Genomic DNA, 17,870 nt, shown 5'->3' with positions numbered 1-17,870 from the left:
CAATGAGCAAGAGCGCGGAGCGTTCCGTGCCGCGCCATTGAGATGCGCCGGAGTGAAGAGGACAGGCGTCTGCCGGTACCCTCAGTTGGCGGCGCGTCCGGCCTGCAGCGTGCGCCGGAGATGATCGATGGCCAGACGCCCGCGGGCATCGTCGAACCCCTTGCGCGAGAGCATCAGGCGATAGCCCGGCTCGAAATCGACCGGGACGCGATGGAGTTGTCCGCGCGTGGTGGCAGGTGCGGCTTCCTCATCGAACAGCATGGCAAGGCCCGTCCCATTGAGCGCCAGCCCCATCGCGACATCGGTGAATTGCGGTCGCGCGACGACATTGGAAGCGTAGATGCACGCATCGGCCAGCGCGTTGATCAGCCAGTCGTTATGCGGTGTGTTGTCCGGCATCATGATCATCGGGGCGGCGCTGATCCTGACAGGATCGCTCCCCACCGCCTCGACCAGCGCGGACGTTCCGAAGAGGCTGCTGGTCACGCGCCGGAGTGTCTCGATGGTGAGATCCGGGGCGACCGGTGGCCGGCCGGTGAAGAAGGCGACGTCCACCTTGCCGCTGCGGAGCATGGAGAGCATTTCTTCGCCCGGCGCGGAGAGGATCAGCTCCACATTCGGCACCTGGCCGCGCGCATAATAATCCGGCAGGCACGGCCTGATCCATTGATCGATAAGATAAGGGCCGGCGGCGACCCGCAGCACATAGCTCTGCGCACTGCCGGCCGTGGCGCCCAACTGAACCTTGTTCGCCTCACGCAGCAGCAACCGCGCCTGATCCAGCAAATCGCGGCCCAGAGGGGAGAGGCGCGCTGTCGATCCGCGCTGACGATCGAACAAGCGAGCGCCGGCTTTCTGCTCCAGCGCCTTGATATGATTGCTGATCGAGGGCTGGCTGATCCCCAGCCGATCGGCCGTGATACGGAAATTCTCGTCCTTCGCCGCTTCGACGAAAATCTCCAATTGCCGGATCGTGAATGCCATAAGCGATAGCCCCTCCCTTATAACTGATAGCGGACCGGGCCGTTGCTTTGCAATCGGGAGCAACCGATGCCTTGGGAATGAGGCGTCTCGGCGATGATCCGGGCGGCCCGCACAGAGCAAAAGAGCAATCAGGAGCAGGATTATGAGCGAGATCGAAGCGCTGCGCAGCGATGTGAAGGCCCTGACCGAGCGGATCGGGATGCTGGAGGATCTCAATGCAATCCGCCGGCTTCATAATGCCTATGGCTATTATACCGATTATAACCGTTCGGACGAACTGGCCGAGCTGTTCTCCGACGATGCCGAGATCATCTTTCTCTCCGGCATCTATCGCGGCAAGGTGGGTGCGCGGCGGCTCTATGGCGACTGGTTCCGCCAGTTCTTCACGCAAGGGCGGCCCGGCCCGGTCTATGGCTTCCTGCTCGATCATTTCCAGATGCAGGACATCATCACCGTCGCGCCGGATCGCCGCACCGCCAAGGGCCGGTTTCGCGCGCTGCTGCTCGGCGGCAATCATGAGAGCCGCGACTATCGCCCGGAGGGCCTGCCCGACCAGTTCTACGAAGCCGGCATGTACGAGAATGATTATGTGCGCGAGGACGGCGTCTGGAAGATCAAGCGGCTCGATTATGTCGTGCAATGGCAGGCGGATTATGATGCCGGCTGGTACAAGACCATCGCGCATCTCCAGCCGCTGACGAAGACCTTCCCGGAAGACCCGCTCGGCCCGGATGAACTGGTCGACAATCAGCGGCAGACATGGCCTTATCGGCAGGAACTGGCGATGCACTTCGCGCATCCCGTGCTCGGCCGGGCGCTGGCGGATGCGGAACGGACCGCATAGCGGGCGACGGGTGGCAGTGGGCCGAGGGAGAGGGAAATTTTAATCGTGGGTTTGATGTTCAGGCGCATGATGGCGCTGACCGCGCTGCTGCTTGTCCTCCCTTCCGCCTGCCGCGATGCCGCAGACGGTGGTCAGGCCGGCGGCGATGTCGAGTGGCCGCTGCATGGTCGCACCGAGACGGCGCAGCGCTTTGCCGAACTGGATCAGATCGATCGCGAGACCGTGTCACGGCTGGGCCTGGCTTGGTCCTTCGATCTGGAGACGGATCGCGGGCAGGAAGCGACGCCGATCATGGTCGATGGCGTGCTCTATGTGGTCAGCGCTTATGATGTCGTCTCCGCCATTGATGCGCGCACCGGCAAGGGCTTGTGGACCTACGATCCACAAGTCCGCGCGGCGTCTGCGCGCTCCTGTTGCGGGCCGGTCTCGCGCGGTGTCGCGGTGGCGCAGGGCCGGGTGTATGTCGGCGCGCTTGACGGGCGCCTGATCGCCCTGGATGCCAAAAGCGGCAAGCCGGTCTGGGAAAAGCAGACGATCGACCAGTCCGGCCCCTTTGCGGTGAATTACACGATCACCGGGGCGCCGCGCGTCATCAAGGGCAATGTCGTCATCGGCAATGGCGGCGCCGAGTTCGGCGTGCGCGGCTATGTGAGTGCCTATGATGCCGCGACTGGCAAGCTGACCTGGCGCTTCTACACTGTCCCCGGGAAGCCGGGCACGAAGGACAATGCCGCGTCCGACACGGTGCTGGCCAAGGCGCAGGGAAGCTGGGCAGGCCAGTGGTGGCGCTATGGCGGTGGCGGCACGGTGTGGGATGCGATCGAATATGATCCCGCGCTGGACCTCATCTACATCGGCACCGGCAATGGCTCGCCGTGGAATCATCAGATGCGCTCGGACGGGAAGGGGGATAATCTCTTCTTGTCCTCCATCGTCGCGCTGCGCGCCTCGACGGGCGAATATGTCTGGCATTTCCAGCAGGTTCCGGGCGATGCCTGGGATTATACCGCAACCCAGAACATCGTGCTGGCGGACATGGAGATCGACGGCAAGCCGCGCAAGGTGCTGATGCAGGCGCCCAAGAACGGCTTCTTCTACATTCTCGACCGCGCGACCGGCGAGTTCCTGAATGCCACCGCTTATGTGCCGCAGAATTGGGCGAAGAGCATCGATCCCAAGACCGGCCGTCCGGACATCGTGCCGGAAGCACGCTATTACCGCACCGGCAAGCCGCACTTCCAGTTCCCAAGCTCGGGCGGCGGGCATAACTGGCCGCCCATGGCCTTCAGCCCGCGCACGGGGCTTGTCTACATTCCCGCGCAGGACGTCGGCATGCCTTTCGGCCCCAACCCGCATGAGGCGCAGGTGATCGGCGCCTACACCTCCGGTGTGGCGATGAGCGGCGGCGGCGCCATGAGCGCGGCGGACCGCAAGGCGCTGTACGACAGCATGAAGGCCCGGCTGATCGCCTGGGACCCGATCGCCGGCAAACCGCGCTGGACAAGTGAGGAAGCGGCACCCTTCAATGGCGGCGTGCTCGCCACGGCGGGCGGCCTCGTCTTTGCCGGCAATGCGCAGGGGCGGCTGGTCGCCTATGATGACGAGAGCGGCAAGCAGCTCTGGTCGTTCGATGCGCAGACCGGCATCGTCGCGCCGCCGATCAGCTATCGGCTGGACGGGGTGCAATATATCGCGGTCATGGCCGGCTGGGGCGGCGGCTGGCCACTCACCGGCGGGGTGATGGCGCTCAAGGCCGGCAAGACCATCGGCCCTAACCGGCTGCTGGTGTTCAAACTGGATGGCGCGGCGAAGCTCCCTGCCTTCACGCCGGCCGAGCCACTGCCGTTCCCCGATGTGGTGGACAAGGGCACACCGGCGCAAATCGCACAGGGCGACGGCCTGTTCGGCCGCTTCTGCCTGCGCTGTCATGGGAGCGGGGCGGTGAGCGCCGGTGCCTATCCGGACTTGCGCCGGACGGGATTGCTCGGCACGAAGGGTTTTTCGCAGGTCGTTCTGGGCGGCGCGCTGGCGGAGATGGGCATGCCCAGCTTCGCAGGCCAGCTGACGCCGGCACAGGTCGATGCCATTGATGCTTATCTCGTCCGCCGCAGTCTTGAGGACCGGCGGATCGAGACTCAGGAAGGACGCAAGCAAACGCAATGACCGATCAGGCGCAGGGTGGCATGATGAGTGCGCCAGAGATGAAAGACGGCATGATCCGTGTGGCGGGCGGGACGTTCTGGATGGGGTCGGACGACCATTATCCCGATGAGGGCCCCGCGCATCCGGCCTCGGTCGATGCTTTCTGGATCGATGAAACGCCGGTCACCAATGCGCAGTTCGCGCGGTTTGTGGAAGCGACGGGCCATGTGACGGTGGCCGAAACGGTGCCTGACGCTGCCGACTATCCGGGTGCCGATCCCGCGATGCTGAAGGCCGGCTCCTCCCTGTTTACGCCGCCGCCGACCCCCGTGCCGCTGCACGATCCAATGGGGTGGTGGACATTCTCCTTCGGGACCGACTGGCGCCACCCCTGGGGGCCGGAGAGTTCCATCGACGGGCTGGCGGATCATCCCGTCGTCCACATCGCCTGTGCCGATGCGGAGGCCTATGCGGCTTGGGCGGGGAAGCGCCTGCCGACGGAAGCGGAATGGGAATTCGCCGCGCGCGGCGGGCTGGATCGTAAGGCCTTCGCCTGGGGGGACGAACTGCATCCCGGCGGTGCCATGCTGGCCAACACCTGGCAGGGCGATTTCCCGCACCAGAATGATCTCTCGGACGGCTATCTGCGCACCTCGCCGGTGCGCAGCTATGCGGCCAATGGCTATGGCCTTTGGGACATGATCGGCAATGTGTGGGAGTGGACAAGCGACTGGTATGTCGATCGACACGACGCGCCGACCAAGCCCTGTTGCGCGCCGCATAACCCGCGCGGCGCCAGCGAGGATGCCAGCCGTGATCCCTATAGCGGCTTTCCCCGCCGCGTGCTCAAGGGCGGATCGCATCTGTGCGCGCCCAATTATTGCCAGCGCTATCGCCCCGCCGCGCGCTATCCGCAGACGGTGGATACCTCCACATCGCATATCGGGTTTCGCTGCGCTCGCGACGCGTGAGGATCGCCCGCTAGAGCTGAGCGTGGCAGGTGGCTGGCTTTAGAGCCCGCGTGCTTCCAGCGTTTCCAGCAACATCCGCTCAAAGGATTCGCGGCGGGTGCGGCGGGCGGCGAGCAGCTTCTTGCTGTCCTGCTGGCGGATAGCGTTCAGCAACTCGCGCTTGTCCACCACCTTGCGCTCCTCACTGTTCCGGCGCGGCAGCGGCAGGAGGGCGCGGTAGCGATCGGTCAATGCCCACAGGCGGATGGCCTCGCGCACGATGGTCTTCTTGGGGGAGAGGTTGAAGATCATCGTGTGGAATTCGCGATGCTCGTTCCACCAACTCGTGCGGTCGCCTTCGTCGAGCAGCTCTTCGAGGCGCTGTTCGCGACGTTCGAGTTCGGCAAGCTCTTCGGCGTCCGGCCAGTCGACGGATTTGAGCAATTCGTCCTCGACCAGATGGCGCAGGGCAAACAGTTGCTCGGCCTCATCGCGGGAAAGCCGGGTGACGAAGAAGCCCCGGTTGGGGTCGTGCTCGATGATGCCTTCCGAGCTCAGCAGCTTGAGCGCCTCGCGCACGGGCACGCGGCTGGCATTGAATTGCTCGGCCAGTTCGGTCTGCCCCAGCCGCATCCCGGGTGCCAGCGTGCCGCGGGCGATGAGCAGCCGCAGCTCATTGGCGATCTTGGCGGGAACTCCGCGTTCGGATTTCACTGTTTCCTGCATCATGGGCATTCCTGGTTGGCCGAAGAGCCAGCGGCCTTGAAATTATGGTCGTTCCGGGCATCCCTAGCGTGGTGTCTCACAAAAATGTAGACATTTTCACGCGCTAGGAATCCCGGGCCGGTCGCGCGAGGCTTTTGGCCGACAAACACCCTCCACCCGCTTGACCGGAAATTCAGGATAGGTATACAAAAATGTATACCTATGATCTGATAACCAGCTGCGGGTGGGGATTTTGCGATGATTGTCGATTGTCATGGCCATGTGAGTGCGCCGGCGGAACTGTGGATTTACAAGTCGATGCTGCTCTCGCATCGCGGCGAACACGGCAAGAAGTTCCCCGACCTCACGGATGAGGAAATTCTCGCCTACACCAACAAGAAGGAGATGGCGCCCTGCGGCCATCTCGACATGCTCGACCGGGTCGGCACCAACTACCAGCTGCTCAGCCCCCGCCCGTTCCAGATGATGCATTCGGAAAAGCCGGGTTTTCTGGTCCACTGGTTCACCGAAGCCACCAACAACATCATCGCCCGCCAGTGCCAGCTTCTGCCGGACCGCTTCGCGCCCATCTGCGGCCTGCCGCAAGTCGCTGGCGAGCCGATCGAGAATGTCCTGCCTGAACTTGAGCGCTGTGTGAAAACGCTGGGCTTCAAGGGCTGCCTGCTCAACCCCGATCCCTATGAGAATGATGGCACCGAGCCCCCGCCGATGGGCGACCGCTATTGGTATCCGCTCTACGAGAAGCTGTGCGAGCTGGACGTGCCAGCGCATATCCACTCCGCCGGATCGCGCAGCCGCCGCGCGCCCTATACGCTCAACTTCCTGCTGGAAGAGACGATGGCCGTCTATGGCCTGCTCGAGAGCGATGTGTTCAAGGACTTTCCTAGCCTCAAGATCGTCTGCAGCCATGGCGGCGGCGCGATCCCCTATCATGTCGGTCGCTTCCGGGCGTCCGGCCTGCGCAAGGGCGAGGAGTTCCTCGATAAGATGCGGCACATCTATTATGATACCGTGCTCTATTCCGAGGAAGCGCTGCGGCTGTTGATCAAGACCGTCGGCGCCGACAATTGCCTATTCGGCGCGGAATGCCCGGGCGTCGGCTCTGCGGTCGACCCCGCGACCGGCAAGACGCTGGACGACATTGCCCCGTTCATCACCGGCTTCGACTGGCTGAGCCAGGCGGAGAAGGACCAGATCATGTTCGGCAACGCCGCGCGCCTCTTCAAGCTGGACCTGCCGCCAGCATGAGCGCGGGCGATCCCCATGTCGCGCGGCTGCGCCAGCTGGATGCCTGCGCGGTGTCGGACACGCTGGACAAGCTGGGCTTGGCCGGCTGCGTGACCGGGCTGCGCTCGGCCTCGCCGGGCAAGCGGATCGCTGGCCGCGTCCACACCGTGAAGCTCAAAGCCGGCAACGCGCCCACCGACCGTCCCCCGGTGCATCTGGGTGCTGCCGCCATCGATGCCAGCGGACCGGACGATGTGATCGTGGTCGAGCAGCGCACCGGCATCGATGCCGGCTGCTGGGGCGGCATCCTGTCGCGCGGGGCGCAGCACAAGGGCGTCGCCGGGGTGATCTGCGAAGGCCTGGCCCGCGATGTCGATGAGGCCCGCGAGATCGGCTTCCCGGTCTTCTGCCGAGGCTACACGGCCCGCACGGCCCGCAACCGCGTCTATGAGGATGCGACGGACGTCCCCGTCACGGTCGGCGATTTCACCATCGAACCCGGTTTCTATGTCATCTGCGATTCCAGCGCGGCGGTGTTCATCGCGCCAGCCGACATCGCCCGCGTGCTCGATGCCGCCGAGGACATCGTCCGCCGCGAGGGCGAGATGACCCGCCGCCTCGCCACCGGCGAGAGCGCCAGCTTTGTGCTCGGCGCGAACTACGAATATATGCTCAAGGGCGACAGCTGATGACCGACGACCGCAACGTCACCCGCGCCGCCGCGCTCGATACCGCAACCTTGAGCGATGCGCTCGACCGGCTCGGCATCGTCGGCCAGTGCTACCAGATCGCCGGGCGCGACCCGGATTTCCGCATGGCCGGCCGCGCCTACACCATGCTCTGCGGTCCCGCCTCGACGCCCCCCGGCACCGTCGGCGATTATATCGACGATGTCCCCCCCGGCCATGTCGTCGTCATCGACAATGGCGGCCGCGAGGATGCCACCATCTGGGGCGATATCCTCACCGAGATCGCGCATCGCCGGGGCCTCGCCGGCACCGTGATCGACGGGATCAGCCGCGATGTCTCACTGTGCCGCGCGCTCGGCTACCCCGTCTTCAGCAAGGGCCACTGGATGCGCACCGGCAAGGATCGGGTGCAGGTCGAGGTCACCAACTGCCCGGTCAATATCGGCGGCGCCCGCGTCGCCCCCGGCGATATCCTGCGCGGCGACCCCGATGGCGTGATCGTCATCCCGCAGGCGCATGAGGAGGCCGTCCTCGCCGCCGCCGAGGAAATCCACGCCGCCGAAGAGAGCATCCGCGTTGCCTGCCGCACCGGCATGCGCCTCGATGAGGCCCGCGCGCAGTTTAAATATCACAGCCTTCAGACACGCGTGCAGGGCTGAATGTCGATTGGCCCTTAGCGGCCGTGCTGGAAGACCTGCTCCAGCGCACCTTCGATCTTGGCGCGGGCCTGCATATAATCGGCGAGCAGCGCGTCGCGGTCCCGCGCGGCCAAGGCGTCGATCAGCTTGCGCTCGGGGCTCTCGCCCATCGTACGCGGCATGAGCGAGCGATAGCGGTCGGTCAGCCGCCAGAGCCGGGTCGCTTCGCGCAGCAGGATGCGCTCGGGCGATAAAGCGAACAGGGCGAGGCGCAGATTTTCCAGCGCCAGCGCCCAATTGGTGAAATCGCTCACCTGATCCATGGCATCCAGCGCATCGAACTGGCGGCGGAATTCGGCGATTTGCGCGTCGGTCGGCCAGACCGCCGTGGCGAGCAGTTCCGCTTCCAGCCACCGGCGCAGCTTGTAGAGCTGGCGGGCTTCCTCCAGCTCCAGCGGCGCCACGAAATAGCCCCTGTTATGGTCGTGGCGCAGGAAGCCTTCTGCCGCCAGCAGCTTGAGCGCCTCGCGAATGGGCACCTTGCTGCGCCCGAACCGGTCGGCAAGCTGGGTCTGTCCGAGATGTTCGCCCGGCAGCAACGTGCCCCGCACGATCAGCGCCCGCAGTTCATCCGCCACCACATTGGGCAGGGAGTCCCCCATGTCGATCTGCGTGGCCAAATATGTGCTCCTTGCGGCTGGTGGCAGTGCGCCATGGAAGAGGATTTTGGCGGGCGAGGCAATAGGCAGGGCGGGAGGCGGGGAGGGGGCTGCGATCACCTCTTGCGCGGGGAGACGGTGACGTGAATGGCCCCCTCGATCCCGCGCCCGGCGGTGGCGAGGATCGCCTCATGCACCTGCTCCAGCGGAAAATCGTGGCTGCACAGCTTTTCGGCCGGCCACTTGCCGCTGGCGAGGATATCGAGCGCCATCTGCACCGCGCGATAGCTGTGGCCCCGTGGTGCGCGCACGGTGAGGTAACGCTTCTTGATCTCGCCGAGCGGCACCGAAGCGCTAAGGCCATTGAGGCTGAGCCAGGCCCCCTTGGCGGACAGAGCCACCGCTTGCTCGGCGATCTTGCCATCGGGATCGCCGGTGGTATCCACCACCACATCCACGCCTATGCCGCCGGTCGCCCGCATGACCACAGCTGCAAGATCCTCCTGCTGCACGTCCACGGCGATGTCGGCGCCGAGGCTGAGCGAAAGGTCCAGCCGGGCCCGGTCGCGTGTCATGCCGGCGATGATGACGGTGAGCGCGCCCGCCTGCTTGGCGGCGAGCGCGCAACTGAGGCCCTGCTGGCCGGGGCCGAAGACCAGCACGGTCTTGCCCAGTCCCGCACCGCCATCCAGCACTGCCCATTGCACACCATTGCCGAGCGGCACGGCCAGCGTCGCCAGCCGGGCATCCATGTCTGCCGGGATCTTGTGGATGACGGCATTGGGCGCGAGGTACATATATTCCGAGAAACCACCCCATAGATGCGGCGGAATGTCCGCGTTGCAGGTGCCGTAGCGCAGGGTGTTGAACCGATCCTTCACGTTGAAGAAGTCGGCCTCCATGCACAGGCGGAAATCGCCCTGGCGACACCAGTGGCAATGCCAGCAGGGGAGATATTCGTGCAGGGCGATGCGGTCGCCGGCGCGCAGGCCCCAGCGCTGTGCCGCAGCGCCGCCGATGCGGGCGACGGTGCCGACATTCTCATGCCCCATGATGCACGGCGCCGTGTTCTCCCGCCGGTACATTTCGGGGTCACTGCCACCCACGCCCGAGGCCTCGACTTTCAGCAAGCCATCATTCTCGCCAAGAGGTGGCAACGGAAATTCTCTGATTTCAGATCGTTCGATATCGATCTTCACGGCAGCACGAGACACGGATTCCATCATTCCCCTCCAATTCTCGTCTCGAAGGCCCGTTGCGCTCAGGCCTTGCCCCAGCTCTTGCCGTAAACGCGCATCGCCGTTCCGCCCAGGATCATCTCCTGCTGCGCAGCCGTGAGATTGCGCACGGCTGCGCGACCGAGCGCGGCCATATAATCATAGCTGCCGGGCGATTGGGTGATGTCCGATCCCCAGATCATCCGCTCCGCGCCGAACAGATCGCATACGCGCTCGATGACGGGGCAGGGGTCGATCCCCGCCTTGTCCAGCCGTCCCAGCGGAATGGTCGTGAACTTGACGACGACATTGTCGAATTGCGCGATCGACCGGAGCCGATCATCGATGCCATGGTCCGGGCCGCCGGCATCGCTCTGAATGGAGCCGAGATGGTCGATGACGACCGTCAGGCCAGGCACCTCGCGCAATATCCGCTCCAGACGCGCCAGCCCGATGTCGCGATTCCACGGGAAGAAATGGACGCAGACCGGCACGTCGAGCGTGGCGGCGGCTTGCCAGGCGTCGCGCGCCACCGGGGAATCCAGCCAGGCGATGTCCGAGCCCTTGATGAGTTCCATCAGCCGAATGCCGACGGCGCCATGCTCGCCGACCCAATATCGCACGGCCTCCCCACAATCGGCCTGCGTGGCGTCGATAGAGCAGACGGCGGCGAAGCGTTGCGGATAGCGCGCGGCGCTGTCGCAGACATAGCGACTGTCGAACCCGTAGATGGACCCACGCTGCACGAGCACGGCCCGCTCGACGCCGGACTTGTCCATCTCCTCCAGCAGCGTCTCGGCCGTCATGAGGTTGTCGAACGCCATTGGGGGCAGCAGACCGCCCGGCGGTGCCGGCGGGTAGGTGGTCTTGTCATCGGAGACAAGATGGGCGTGGCAGTCGATCATGAGCGAAATTGCACCCGTCAGTGAGACGAGGGACCGGCGCCGTGCGCCGCCGCATCCTGATCAGGCCGCCGCATCCGAGCGCGTTCGACAATGCGCAAAGCCGACGATTGAAGCCTGTCCAAGACCATTCCCCCCTTGAAAGCCGCCAGCGGGTCTGTCGCCCGCTGACGATCGACCGTTCTTGCTCAGGCGAACGCGTTGAGCGCGCGCAGCTTTTCTTCATAAGCCGCGCGTTCGTCAGGCGGCAGGAAGTGGCGGAAGTGCGGCCCCTTGGACATAGCCGGAAGCCCGTCGGCAATGCGCTGCCAGCTCTGGGCCTCGTCCCGGCTTGCGTAGAGTTCCCCGCAGGCGGAGCCGGCGAAGAGCTCCACGCCGCCCTCGGCAGAATCGTGCATCGCCGCGACTTCCAGATTGCCGGCGATCGGATCGGCCATGCCGACCATGCTGGTCTGCCAGGTCTTGCCATGGTCCGTGCTGATCATGAACTTGGGATAGGCGGTGCCTTCCGCGCCCCAATTGGGATTGGGATTCATGCCGGCGCCGACCATGAACATCAGCTCCTTGCGGGGATGCACGAACAGCGGGTCGGGATAGGCGCAGGGGTGGCTGGTGTCGGTCAGGCGCTCCCAGGTCTCGCCACGGTCCGCCGTATGATACAGGCCGATGCCGGTGGTGAGGAAAATCTCGGCGGCGTTGTCGCGATAGAAGGTCACCCGGTGCTGGTCGCGGCGGAACTTGTCGTCCGGGCGCTCCATGGAGTTGAGCGACGTCCAGCTTTCCCCGCCATCTTCGGTGCGCAGCAGGTCGCCCTGTTCCACGCAGATATAGATCGTGTCCGGCTCGGACGGATGCGCGGCGATGTGCTTCACATGGGGTTGGGAGCGGGGGAAGAACCAGTGCTCGGTGCCCTCGACCTGCGTGCAGCCGGGAAAAGCCGTCCAACTCCGCCCCAGATCGAAGCTGCGGTAGAACATAACCGGCTCGGTACCGACATTGAGGATTGTCCGGTCGCCATCATGCTGCACGAGCAGGCTGTAGACATGGCCGGATTGCAGGCCGTTGTTGCGCGCTTCCCAGCTCTTGCCGTGGTCAGAACTGACCATCAGGCCGCCCTCATAATGCAGGCCGGCGAACAGCATGTCCGTCACCTCGTCATAGACGAGCGCGCTGACATGATGGCCGGGGAGCAGCATATCGGGCTGCCGGGTCCAAGGCGCATCAAGATTGTCCCGGCGAAAATCCACCACGCCCTCCGCGGTGGCGATCAGCATCCGGTTTGCGGCGCTTCGGCTGGCGGAGCTCGTCTTTCCGTTCGCGGAAATGCAGATGATCGTGGATTTGGCAGCCTCTGCCATGGGATGTGCTCCAGCAATAGAATATATCGTTTTGTATAACAATCTGTTCCAGTCTTCAAGCCTTGCGCTGGAAGAATATTCTGCCGGCATTGCCACCGAAGATTGCCGCGACGCTGGCGGGGCGGTGCTGCTCGAACACATCGCGCGTCCAGCCGAGCGCATTGGCATAGCCCTCGCGCGAGGAGACGACGGGGAAGTCGCTGCCCCACATCAGCCGGTCTGGCCCGAAGGCATCGAGCAGCTCGATCAGCGGTGCGCCGCCCGCCGGGTCGAGCACAGGCCCGGATGCAGGCAGAGGCTGACCGACGGGTCGGGCAATCAACTGCCCCAGCGCGGGGATCTTGACCGTGATATTGGGGAAGCGCGCGAGCGCGAGCAGTGCCGTCCAGGTCTCGGGCTTTCGGTCGCAGTCGGGTCTGACCCATCCCGCCAGATGCTCCAGCACGATCGGCATGGTCGGGACGCTGCCGACGAGATCGGCGAACGCGGCGGATGCAAACTGGGCGCTCGGCCCGCCGCAACTGATGACGAGTCCGTGCCGCTCCGCAGCCCGCCAGACGGCGAGCGGGTCGTCACCGGCCCTGCGGGCATCGGGCCGCAGGCGTAGGCCGGCCATGCCGTCATCAGCTAGCGCTCCGAGTTGGTTCACCGCATCGGGCGCCGCCGGATCGATGGCGCCGACGCTGACGAAGCGATCCGGATAGCGCGCAACGCAATCGCGCTGATAGCGATTGTCGAATTGCCCCAGGATCTGCGTCAGCACCGCCTGCGCAACATTGTGGCGGTCCATTTGGAAGAGCAGGGTTTCGACCGGCTCGAACCACAGGGGCGAGACGTGGCAATGGGCATCGATCAGGAGCACGGCTTATCCTCACAGGCTGTCATCGCCGGGGGTTGGCCGATATCGTTAGCGTAAAATGTTAGGCGATTCTAGTCGGGGCATCAGTCCTCGTCGCGCACGGCCAGCTGGCTCAAATGGCGGGGGATGCGCCGGCGCATGAGCAGGGTCGCGACGAACCCGATCAGCGCGACGGCCAGCATGGCGCCGCGATACTCCATCAGCCCCGGCTCGGCATGGCCGGCAAATTGTGTCAGGAGGCCGAGCAGCAGCGCCGTGAGCGAGACCGCCAGCGCCGCGAACAATTGCATGGAAATGCTGGCGAGAACATTGCCCTGCGTCATCGTGTCCTTGTCCAGACTGACATAGGTGAGCGAGGTCATGCCGGTAAACAGCACGGAGCGGGCCAGCCCGGCGACGAGCAGTGCCACGAAGATCAGGGCAGCGAGCCACGGCCCCTGATCGGCCAGGGCGACGACTGCGATCGCGGCCAGCCCTGCAAAGCTTGAAAGCATCACCGGCCCCGAGAAGCCGAAGCGGTCGAAGAGCGGGCGAATGAACAGCTTGGCCAGCAGGTCGCCGCCATTGAGCGCCATGAGCATGACGCCGGCCAGAATGGGCGTAAAGCCATAGGCCATCTGGAACATGAGCGGCAGGCCGAAGAGCATCGCGCGCGCCGGGATGCGGACGATGGCGCCCGCGCCGATCACCGTCGTCCGGAAGCTTGGGTCCTTGAGGGCATCGAGCTTCAGCACCGGGTCCGGATGGGTGCGAATATGCTTCAGTCCGGCAAGGCACAGGACCGTGCCGACCGCGAGCAACATCCAAGGCAATGGGCGACCGACGCCGCTGGCCAGCCGGTCGAAGCCGGTGAGCAGGCAAACGAGCGATCCGCCCAGCAGCGCGGCGCCGATCACATCCAATCGTCTGGAGGCATCGGGCGCGCTGGGCGGGATGGTGCGCCATGCCGCGAGCAGAAGAGCAACGGTGACGGGGATGTTCAGCAGGAAAATGAACTCCCAGCGCGCATATTGCACGATGAATCCGCCAATCGAGGGACCGAGCGTCGGCGCGATGAGCATGGGCATCGCCACGATCGCCATCGCATCGACCAGTTCCTCCTTGCTGGTCTGCCGTAACAGCAGCAGCCGGGCCACCGGGGTCATCAGCGAGGCCGTCGCCCCCTGCAGGGCGCGCGCGCCAATGAACGGCCAGAAGGAGGGCGCGGCGGCACAGCAGATCGAGAAGAAGGCAAAGCCTGCCGTCGCGATCATGAACACGGTCTTCGGGCCAAAGCGCTCGGCCGCCCATCCGCTGATCGGCAGCAGCGCGATCTGCATGGTGAGGTAGATGGTGATGGCGAGGCTGAGCTCGATCGCCGGCAGGCCAAAGTCGGTTGAAATCTGCGGGATCGCCACCGCCAGCACGGACGCATCGAGCTGGACCATGAACATGGCGGTCGACGCAATGAGGATCGCGCCGCGACTCTTCAGGGACAGAAACCGCTTCAAGCCAGGTCTGTCCGCTCGCGCAGTGGCCGGCTAGCCGATGGCGTCTTCGTCTGTTTCTTGCGGAATGAACTCATGGGGGCGTTGCCGTGCGGCGGCCTTTCGGCTGAGGAACAGGGTGATCAATATGCCCATAATGCCGAAGAGCGCGCCGACCATCTCAAAATTCGTCATTTCGAGCGGATTGAGGCTCATCATGTCGACTTGGCCGTCGAGTTTGAAGCTGAAGTTCGCCATTGGCCTGTCGATCCTTGCTTAAAGTGCCCGCGTCAGCCGGGAGGGCCGCTTCCAAATCGGCTGCGGCGCAGTCTTCGCCTTGAGCAGCGGCAGAAAGTAATTGGCGTAAGCCGCGAGCAAGATGAGGTGCATGACCAGATTGCGCGTCACCGAGAGTTGGATGTGGGGCAGGGGCACCCACGGCACATTGGTGAGGAAGATCATCAGCGTCACCGGCATCAGAAGTGTCAGCGCAAGCGGCACGAAGCGGTTGAGCAGCAGGCAGGCGCCGGCGGTCAGCTCGATGATCTTGGCATAGGTGAACAGGTTGAGATCGGTGGCGGCGAGCACGAACGCATTGCCGGCCGCCGCGCCCATTTTGGGCTGGGGCCAGAAGAGGATGAAGTAGTTGAGGCCGGAGACGAGGTTGAAGCCGCCGAGATAATAGCGGCAGAAGACGACACCGTATTTTTCGATCACGCCCCTCATGCCGCGTCCTCCCCTGATATCGGTCAGCCCCTCGTGACTCACTTCCCCTTGGGAATGGCGAAAGCCCCGGCCTTGAGCCCGGCGGCGGCGCGGCCATAGCCCGTCATCGCCCGATCCCAGGTGAAGGCGAAGTGCTGCGCGCCGGAGTTCATGTCGCGGAACAGCCGTTGCATGGCGCTGCCATCATAGATGGCGCTGCCGCCCGATGCCTCGAAGATCCGGTTCGCGGCATGGCGCGCGCGCTGCACGCCCCACGCCCAGTTGCGCGAGATTTGCGCGCCCAGAAGCGGCGTGATCTCGGCGGGATCGCGGGCCTCATCGACCATGCGGGCGTCCTCCAAGATCAGCGCGAAGGCAGCGTCGACCTCGGCACCAATCTCCGCGATACGCGCGAAGGTGGCGGATTGCTCGGCGACTTCCAACGGATCGGCGCCGTCCAGACGCTTGCCGATATCCGCCGCAAAGCGCTGCACCATGCCCCGCGCCATGCCGAGTGGCGCGCCGACGATGGAGAAGGGCGCGATATTGGAGAAGGGCATGCGGTAGACCGCACCCTCATGCACCCGCGCACCTGGGGTGGAACCGGCCAGCATGTCGGCCAGGCTGCAACTGCGATGGGCAGGGATGAAGGCGCTGTCGATCTTGATCGAGCGGCTGCCGGTCGCGCGCATGCCCATGGTGAACCAGTCGTCGACGATTTCGATCTCGGACTTGGGCAGGACGAAGAAGCGCGGCTCCATGCGGCCATCCGCCTTCTTCACGGCATTGCCGATGATCACCCAGCTCGCATAATCGATGCCGGAGCAGAAGCGCCCGGCGCCGCCTGTCAGCCGGTAGCCGCCATTTTCCTCCACGACCTCGCCACCGAGGCGGAAGACGGTGCCGATGAGTGTGGTGGGATCGTCCATCACCTCGCGCTGCGCCTGCTCGGGGAAGAGGTTGATGAGCCAGCTATGCCCGGCCAGTACGCCGAAAATCCAGGCCGCCGAGCCAGACATAGTGCCGATCTCTGCCGTGACACGCACCAGATCGGCAAAGCCCAGCTCCGATCCGCCAAGGTTGCGCGGCATGACGATGCCGAACAGGCCCGTCTGGCGAATGGCATCGACCACATGCGGGGAGAGGCGCCGGGCGCTCTCCGACTCGGCATCCGCCGCCGCGATCTGCGGGAGCAGCGCCCGAATGCGCGCAATCGCATCCGCGCTGGACTCGACGACCGGGTAACGGCCCGCAATATCCAACGTCGCAACGTCCGCGCTTGCCTGGCTCGCCATGTTCGTCATCCTTCCTCCATTGCGTTCATCTTCGGGGCTTCCGTCGGCTCATTGAGCGCCGCAGCCCCTTCTGCCCGCGATTGACCCGCGATGCAGGATTGTTATACAAATAGGTATCCGATAATGGAGCGGACATCAACACCCCACGGTGCCCGTCCGTGCAACGACCGCAAAAGAACATCGGCAGGAGAGCAGAGCATGGCAGAAATCGTCCTTGGTATCGGCACGAGCCATGGCCCGATGCTGGTCACCGAAACCGAGAGCTGGGGCCTGCGCGTTCCTGCCGACAAGGCCAACAAGCATGCGTGGAAGGGCGGCACCTGGACCTTCGATGAGCTAGTGGAAGCACGGGCCGGGGAGCGGCTCGGCGAGCAGACCGTCAAATCCGTGTGGGACGAGCGGCAGGCGCGCTGCCAGCAGAATATCGAGGCACTAGCCGACCTGTTCGAGGAGGCGCGGGTGGATGTGGCCGTGATCGTCGGCAACGATCAGGACGAGATCTTTCGCAAGACGCTCAACCCTGCCTTCGCGGTGCATTATGGCGACACAATCACCAATTACGAGTTTACGCCGGAGCGGCTGAGTGAACTGCCGCCGGGCATTGCGCCATCGCTCAAGGGCTATATTCCGGCTGGCGGCGCGGATTATCCCGGCTGCCCGGACCTGGCGCTCAAGATCATCGAGCAGGCAATGGCAGACGAGTTCGACGTCGCGGCGATGTCTGCGATGCCGCGACCGGAGGCGCCCCACGCCTGGGGGTTCGTCTATCGCCGCATCATGCGCGACCGACCCTGCCCGAGCGTGATGGTGACCGTAAACACCTTCTTCCCACCCAACCAGCCGAGCGTGCGGCGCTGCTACAAGTTCGGCCAGTCCCTGCTGGAAGCGATCCGCGGTTGGGACAGCGACAAGCGCGTCGCGCTGATTGCCAGTGGCGGACTGACCCATTTCGTCATTGATGAAACGGTGGACAAGACGTTTCTCAATGCGCTGGAAAGCAAGGATTTCGATCCGGTCTTCAACATGGGCGAAGAGACGTTCCGTGACGGCACGTCAGAGATGAAGAATTGGGTGCCGGTGGCCGGCGCGATGGCGCAGCTTGGGCTGGAGGGCCATGTGCTCGATTATGTGCCCTGCTATCGCAGCGAGGCTGGGACGGGCAATGCGATGGGGTTCGTTTACTGGAAGTAACCCCGGGCGAGGGCGGCC

General features: G+C 64.6%; 18 protein-coding genes. 7 read left to right on the top strand and 11 right to left on the bottom strand.

The annotated features are described in order from the left end of the window. Positions 1–81: 81 nt before the first annotated feature. Complete coding sequence (locus M2331_RS09925) at positions 82–984, bottom strand: LysR family transcriptional regulator (protein ID WP_181560133.1); 903 nt, start codon at positions 982–984, stop codon at positions 82–84. 142 nt (positions 985–1,126) lie between these two features. Here M2331_RS09925 and M2331_RS09920 point away from each other — a divergent pair, with 142 nt between their 5' ends. From M2331_RS09920 to M2331_RS09910, 3 genes are all read left to right on the top strand, one after another. Further along, positions 1,127–1,828: a nuclear transport factor 2 family protein gene (locus tag M2331_RS09920; protein WP_181560132.1), complete on the top strand. Its 702-nt coding sequence runs from the start codon at positions 1,127–1,129 to the stop codon at positions 1,826–1,828. A 66-nt stretch (positions 1,829–1,894) separates the two neighbouring features. Further along, positions 1,895–3,991 carry a PQQ-dependent dehydrogenase, methanol/ethanol family gene (locus tag M2331_RS09915; RefSeq protein WP_264592355.1) on the top strand — a complete coding sequence of 699 codons (2,097 nt, stop codon included), beginning with the start codon at positions 1,895–1,897 and terminating at the stop codon, positions 3,989–3,991. A gap of 50 nt (positions 3,992–4,041) precedes the next feature. Beyond that, positions 4,042–4,941, top strand: coding sequence for a formylglycine-generating enzyme family protein (locus M2331_RS09910; RefSeq protein WP_181561456.1), 900 nt, complete (start codon positions 4,042–4,044; stop codon positions 4,939–4,941). 39 nt (positions 4,942–4,980) lie between these two features. On the opposite strand, the gene M2331_RS09905 is transcribed toward M2331_RS09910, so the two are convergent. After that, on the bottom strand, positions 4,981–5,649 hold the full coding sequence (locus tag M2331_RS09905; protein ID WP_181560131.1) for a GntR family transcriptional regulator: 669 nt from the start codon (positions 5,647–5,649) through the stop codon (positions 4,981–4,983). Between the two features lie 234 nt (positions 5,650–5,883). Between M2331_RS09905 and M2331_RS09900 the strand changes: the two genes are divergently transcribed. The 3 genes from M2331_RS09900 to M2331_RS09890 are packed head-to-tail and all read left to right on the top strand — an operon-like array spanning position 5,884 to position 8,221. After that, positions 5,884–6,894: an amidohydrolase family protein gene (locus tag M2331_RS09900; RefSeq protein ID WP_181560130.1), complete on the top strand. Its 1,011-nt coding sequence runs from the start codon at positions 5,884–5,886 to the stop codon at positions 6,892–6,894. Continuing rightward, positions 6,891–7,562, top strand: a complete 672-nt coding sequence (locus tag M2331_RS09895; RefSeq protein WP_181560129.1) for an RraA family protein — start codon at positions 6,891–6,893, stop codon at positions 7,560–7,562. Before M2331_RS09900 ends, M2331_RS09895 begins: the two co-directional genes overlap by 4 nt. Then, a complete protein-coding gene (locus tag M2331_RS09890) occupies positions 7,562–8,221 on the top strand; it encodes an RraA family protein (protein WP_181560128.1) in 660 nt (219 codons plus the stop codon). The genes M2331_RS09895 and M2331_RS09890 overlap by 1 nt, the downstream gene beginning before the upstream one ends. A 14-nt stretch (positions 8,222–8,235) precedes the next feature. Here the strand turns inward: M2331_RS09890 and M2331_RS09885 are convergent, their stop codons facing one another. The 9 genes from M2331_RS09885 to M2331_RS09845 all read right to left on the bottom strand — a co-directional run bounded on the left by M2331_RS09885 (position 8,236) and on the right by M2331_RS09845 (position 16,661). Continuing rightward, on the bottom strand, positions 8,236–8,880 hold the full coding sequence (locus M2331_RS09885; protein WP_220128545.1) for a GntR family transcriptional regulator: 645 nt from the start codon (positions 8,878–8,880) through the stop codon (positions 8,236–8,238). Positions 8,881–8,975: 95 nt separating this feature from the next. Next, positions 8,976–10,082 (bottom strand): zinc-dependent alcohol dehydrogenase, encoded by a 1,107-nt coding sequence (locus M2331_RS09880; protein WP_181561454.1) that lies wholly within the window; start codon positions 10,080–10,082, stop codon positions 8,976–8,978. A gap of 38 nt (positions 10,083–10,120) precedes the next feature. Continuing rightward, positions 10,121–10,981 (bottom strand): amidohydrolase family protein, encoded by an 861-nt coding sequence (locus M2331_RS09875; protein ID WP_181560127.1) that lies wholly within the window; start codon positions 10,979–10,981, stop codon positions 10,121–10,123. A gap of 185 nt (positions 10,982–11,166) precedes the next feature. After that, positions 11,167–12,252 (bottom strand): WD40/YVTN/BNR-like repeat-containing protein, encoded by a 1,086-nt coding sequence (locus M2331_RS09870; protein WP_184117260.1) that lies wholly within the window; start codon positions 12,250–12,252, stop codon positions 11,167–11,169. Between the two features lie 139 nt (positions 12,253–12,391). Further along, the gene (locus M2331_RS09865) at positions 12,392–13,198 is read right to left on the bottom strand and encodes an amidohydrolase family protein (RefSeq protein ID WP_220128544.1); all 807 of its coding nucleotides are present in this window, start codon (positions 13,196–13,198) and stop codon (positions 12,392–12,394) included. Positions 13,199–13,278: 80 nt separating this feature from the next. Continuing rightward, a complete protein-coding gene (locus M2331_RS09860; RefSeq protein WP_181560125.1) occupies positions 13,279–14,685 on the bottom strand; it encodes an MFS transporter in 1,407 nt (468 codons plus the stop codon). Between the two features lie 30 nt (positions 14,686–14,715). Continuing rightward, entirely contained in the window at positions 14,716–14,919 is a 204-nt protein-coding gene (locus tag M2331_RS09855) for a hypothetical protein (RefSeq protein ID WP_181560124.1), read from the bottom strand. Between the two features lie 18 nt (positions 14,920–14,937). Further along, positions 14,938–15,387 carry a hypothetical protein gene (locus M2331_RS09850; RefSeq protein WP_181560123.1) on the bottom strand — a complete coding sequence of 150 codons (450 nt, stop codon included), beginning with the start codon at positions 15,385–15,387 and terminating at the stop codon, positions 14,938–14,940. Between the two features lie 38 nt (positions 15,388–15,425). Beyond that, positions 15,426–16,661, bottom strand: a complete 1,236-nt coding sequence (locus tag M2331_RS09845; RefSeq protein ID WP_181560122.1) for an acyl-CoA dehydrogenase family protein — start codon at positions 16,659–16,661, stop codon at positions 15,426–15,428. A gap of 198 nt (positions 16,662–16,859) precedes the next feature. Here M2331_RS09845 and M2331_RS09840 point away from each other — a divergent pair, with 198 nt between their 5' ends. Beyond that, entirely contained in the window at positions 16,860–17,852 is a 993-nt protein-coding gene (locus tag M2331_RS09840) for a protocatechuate 3,4-dioxygenase (RefSeq protein WP_181560121.1), read from the top strand. Positions 17,853–17,870 lie beyond the last annotated feature (18 nt).

Source organism: Sphingobium sp. B10D7B, from assembly GCF_025961955.1.
Taxonomy (GTDB): Bacteria; Pseudomonadota; Alphaproteobacteria; order Sphingomonadales; family Sphingomonadaceae; genus Sphingobium.
This window is presented reverse-complemented; position numbering and strand designations above follow the sequence as displayed.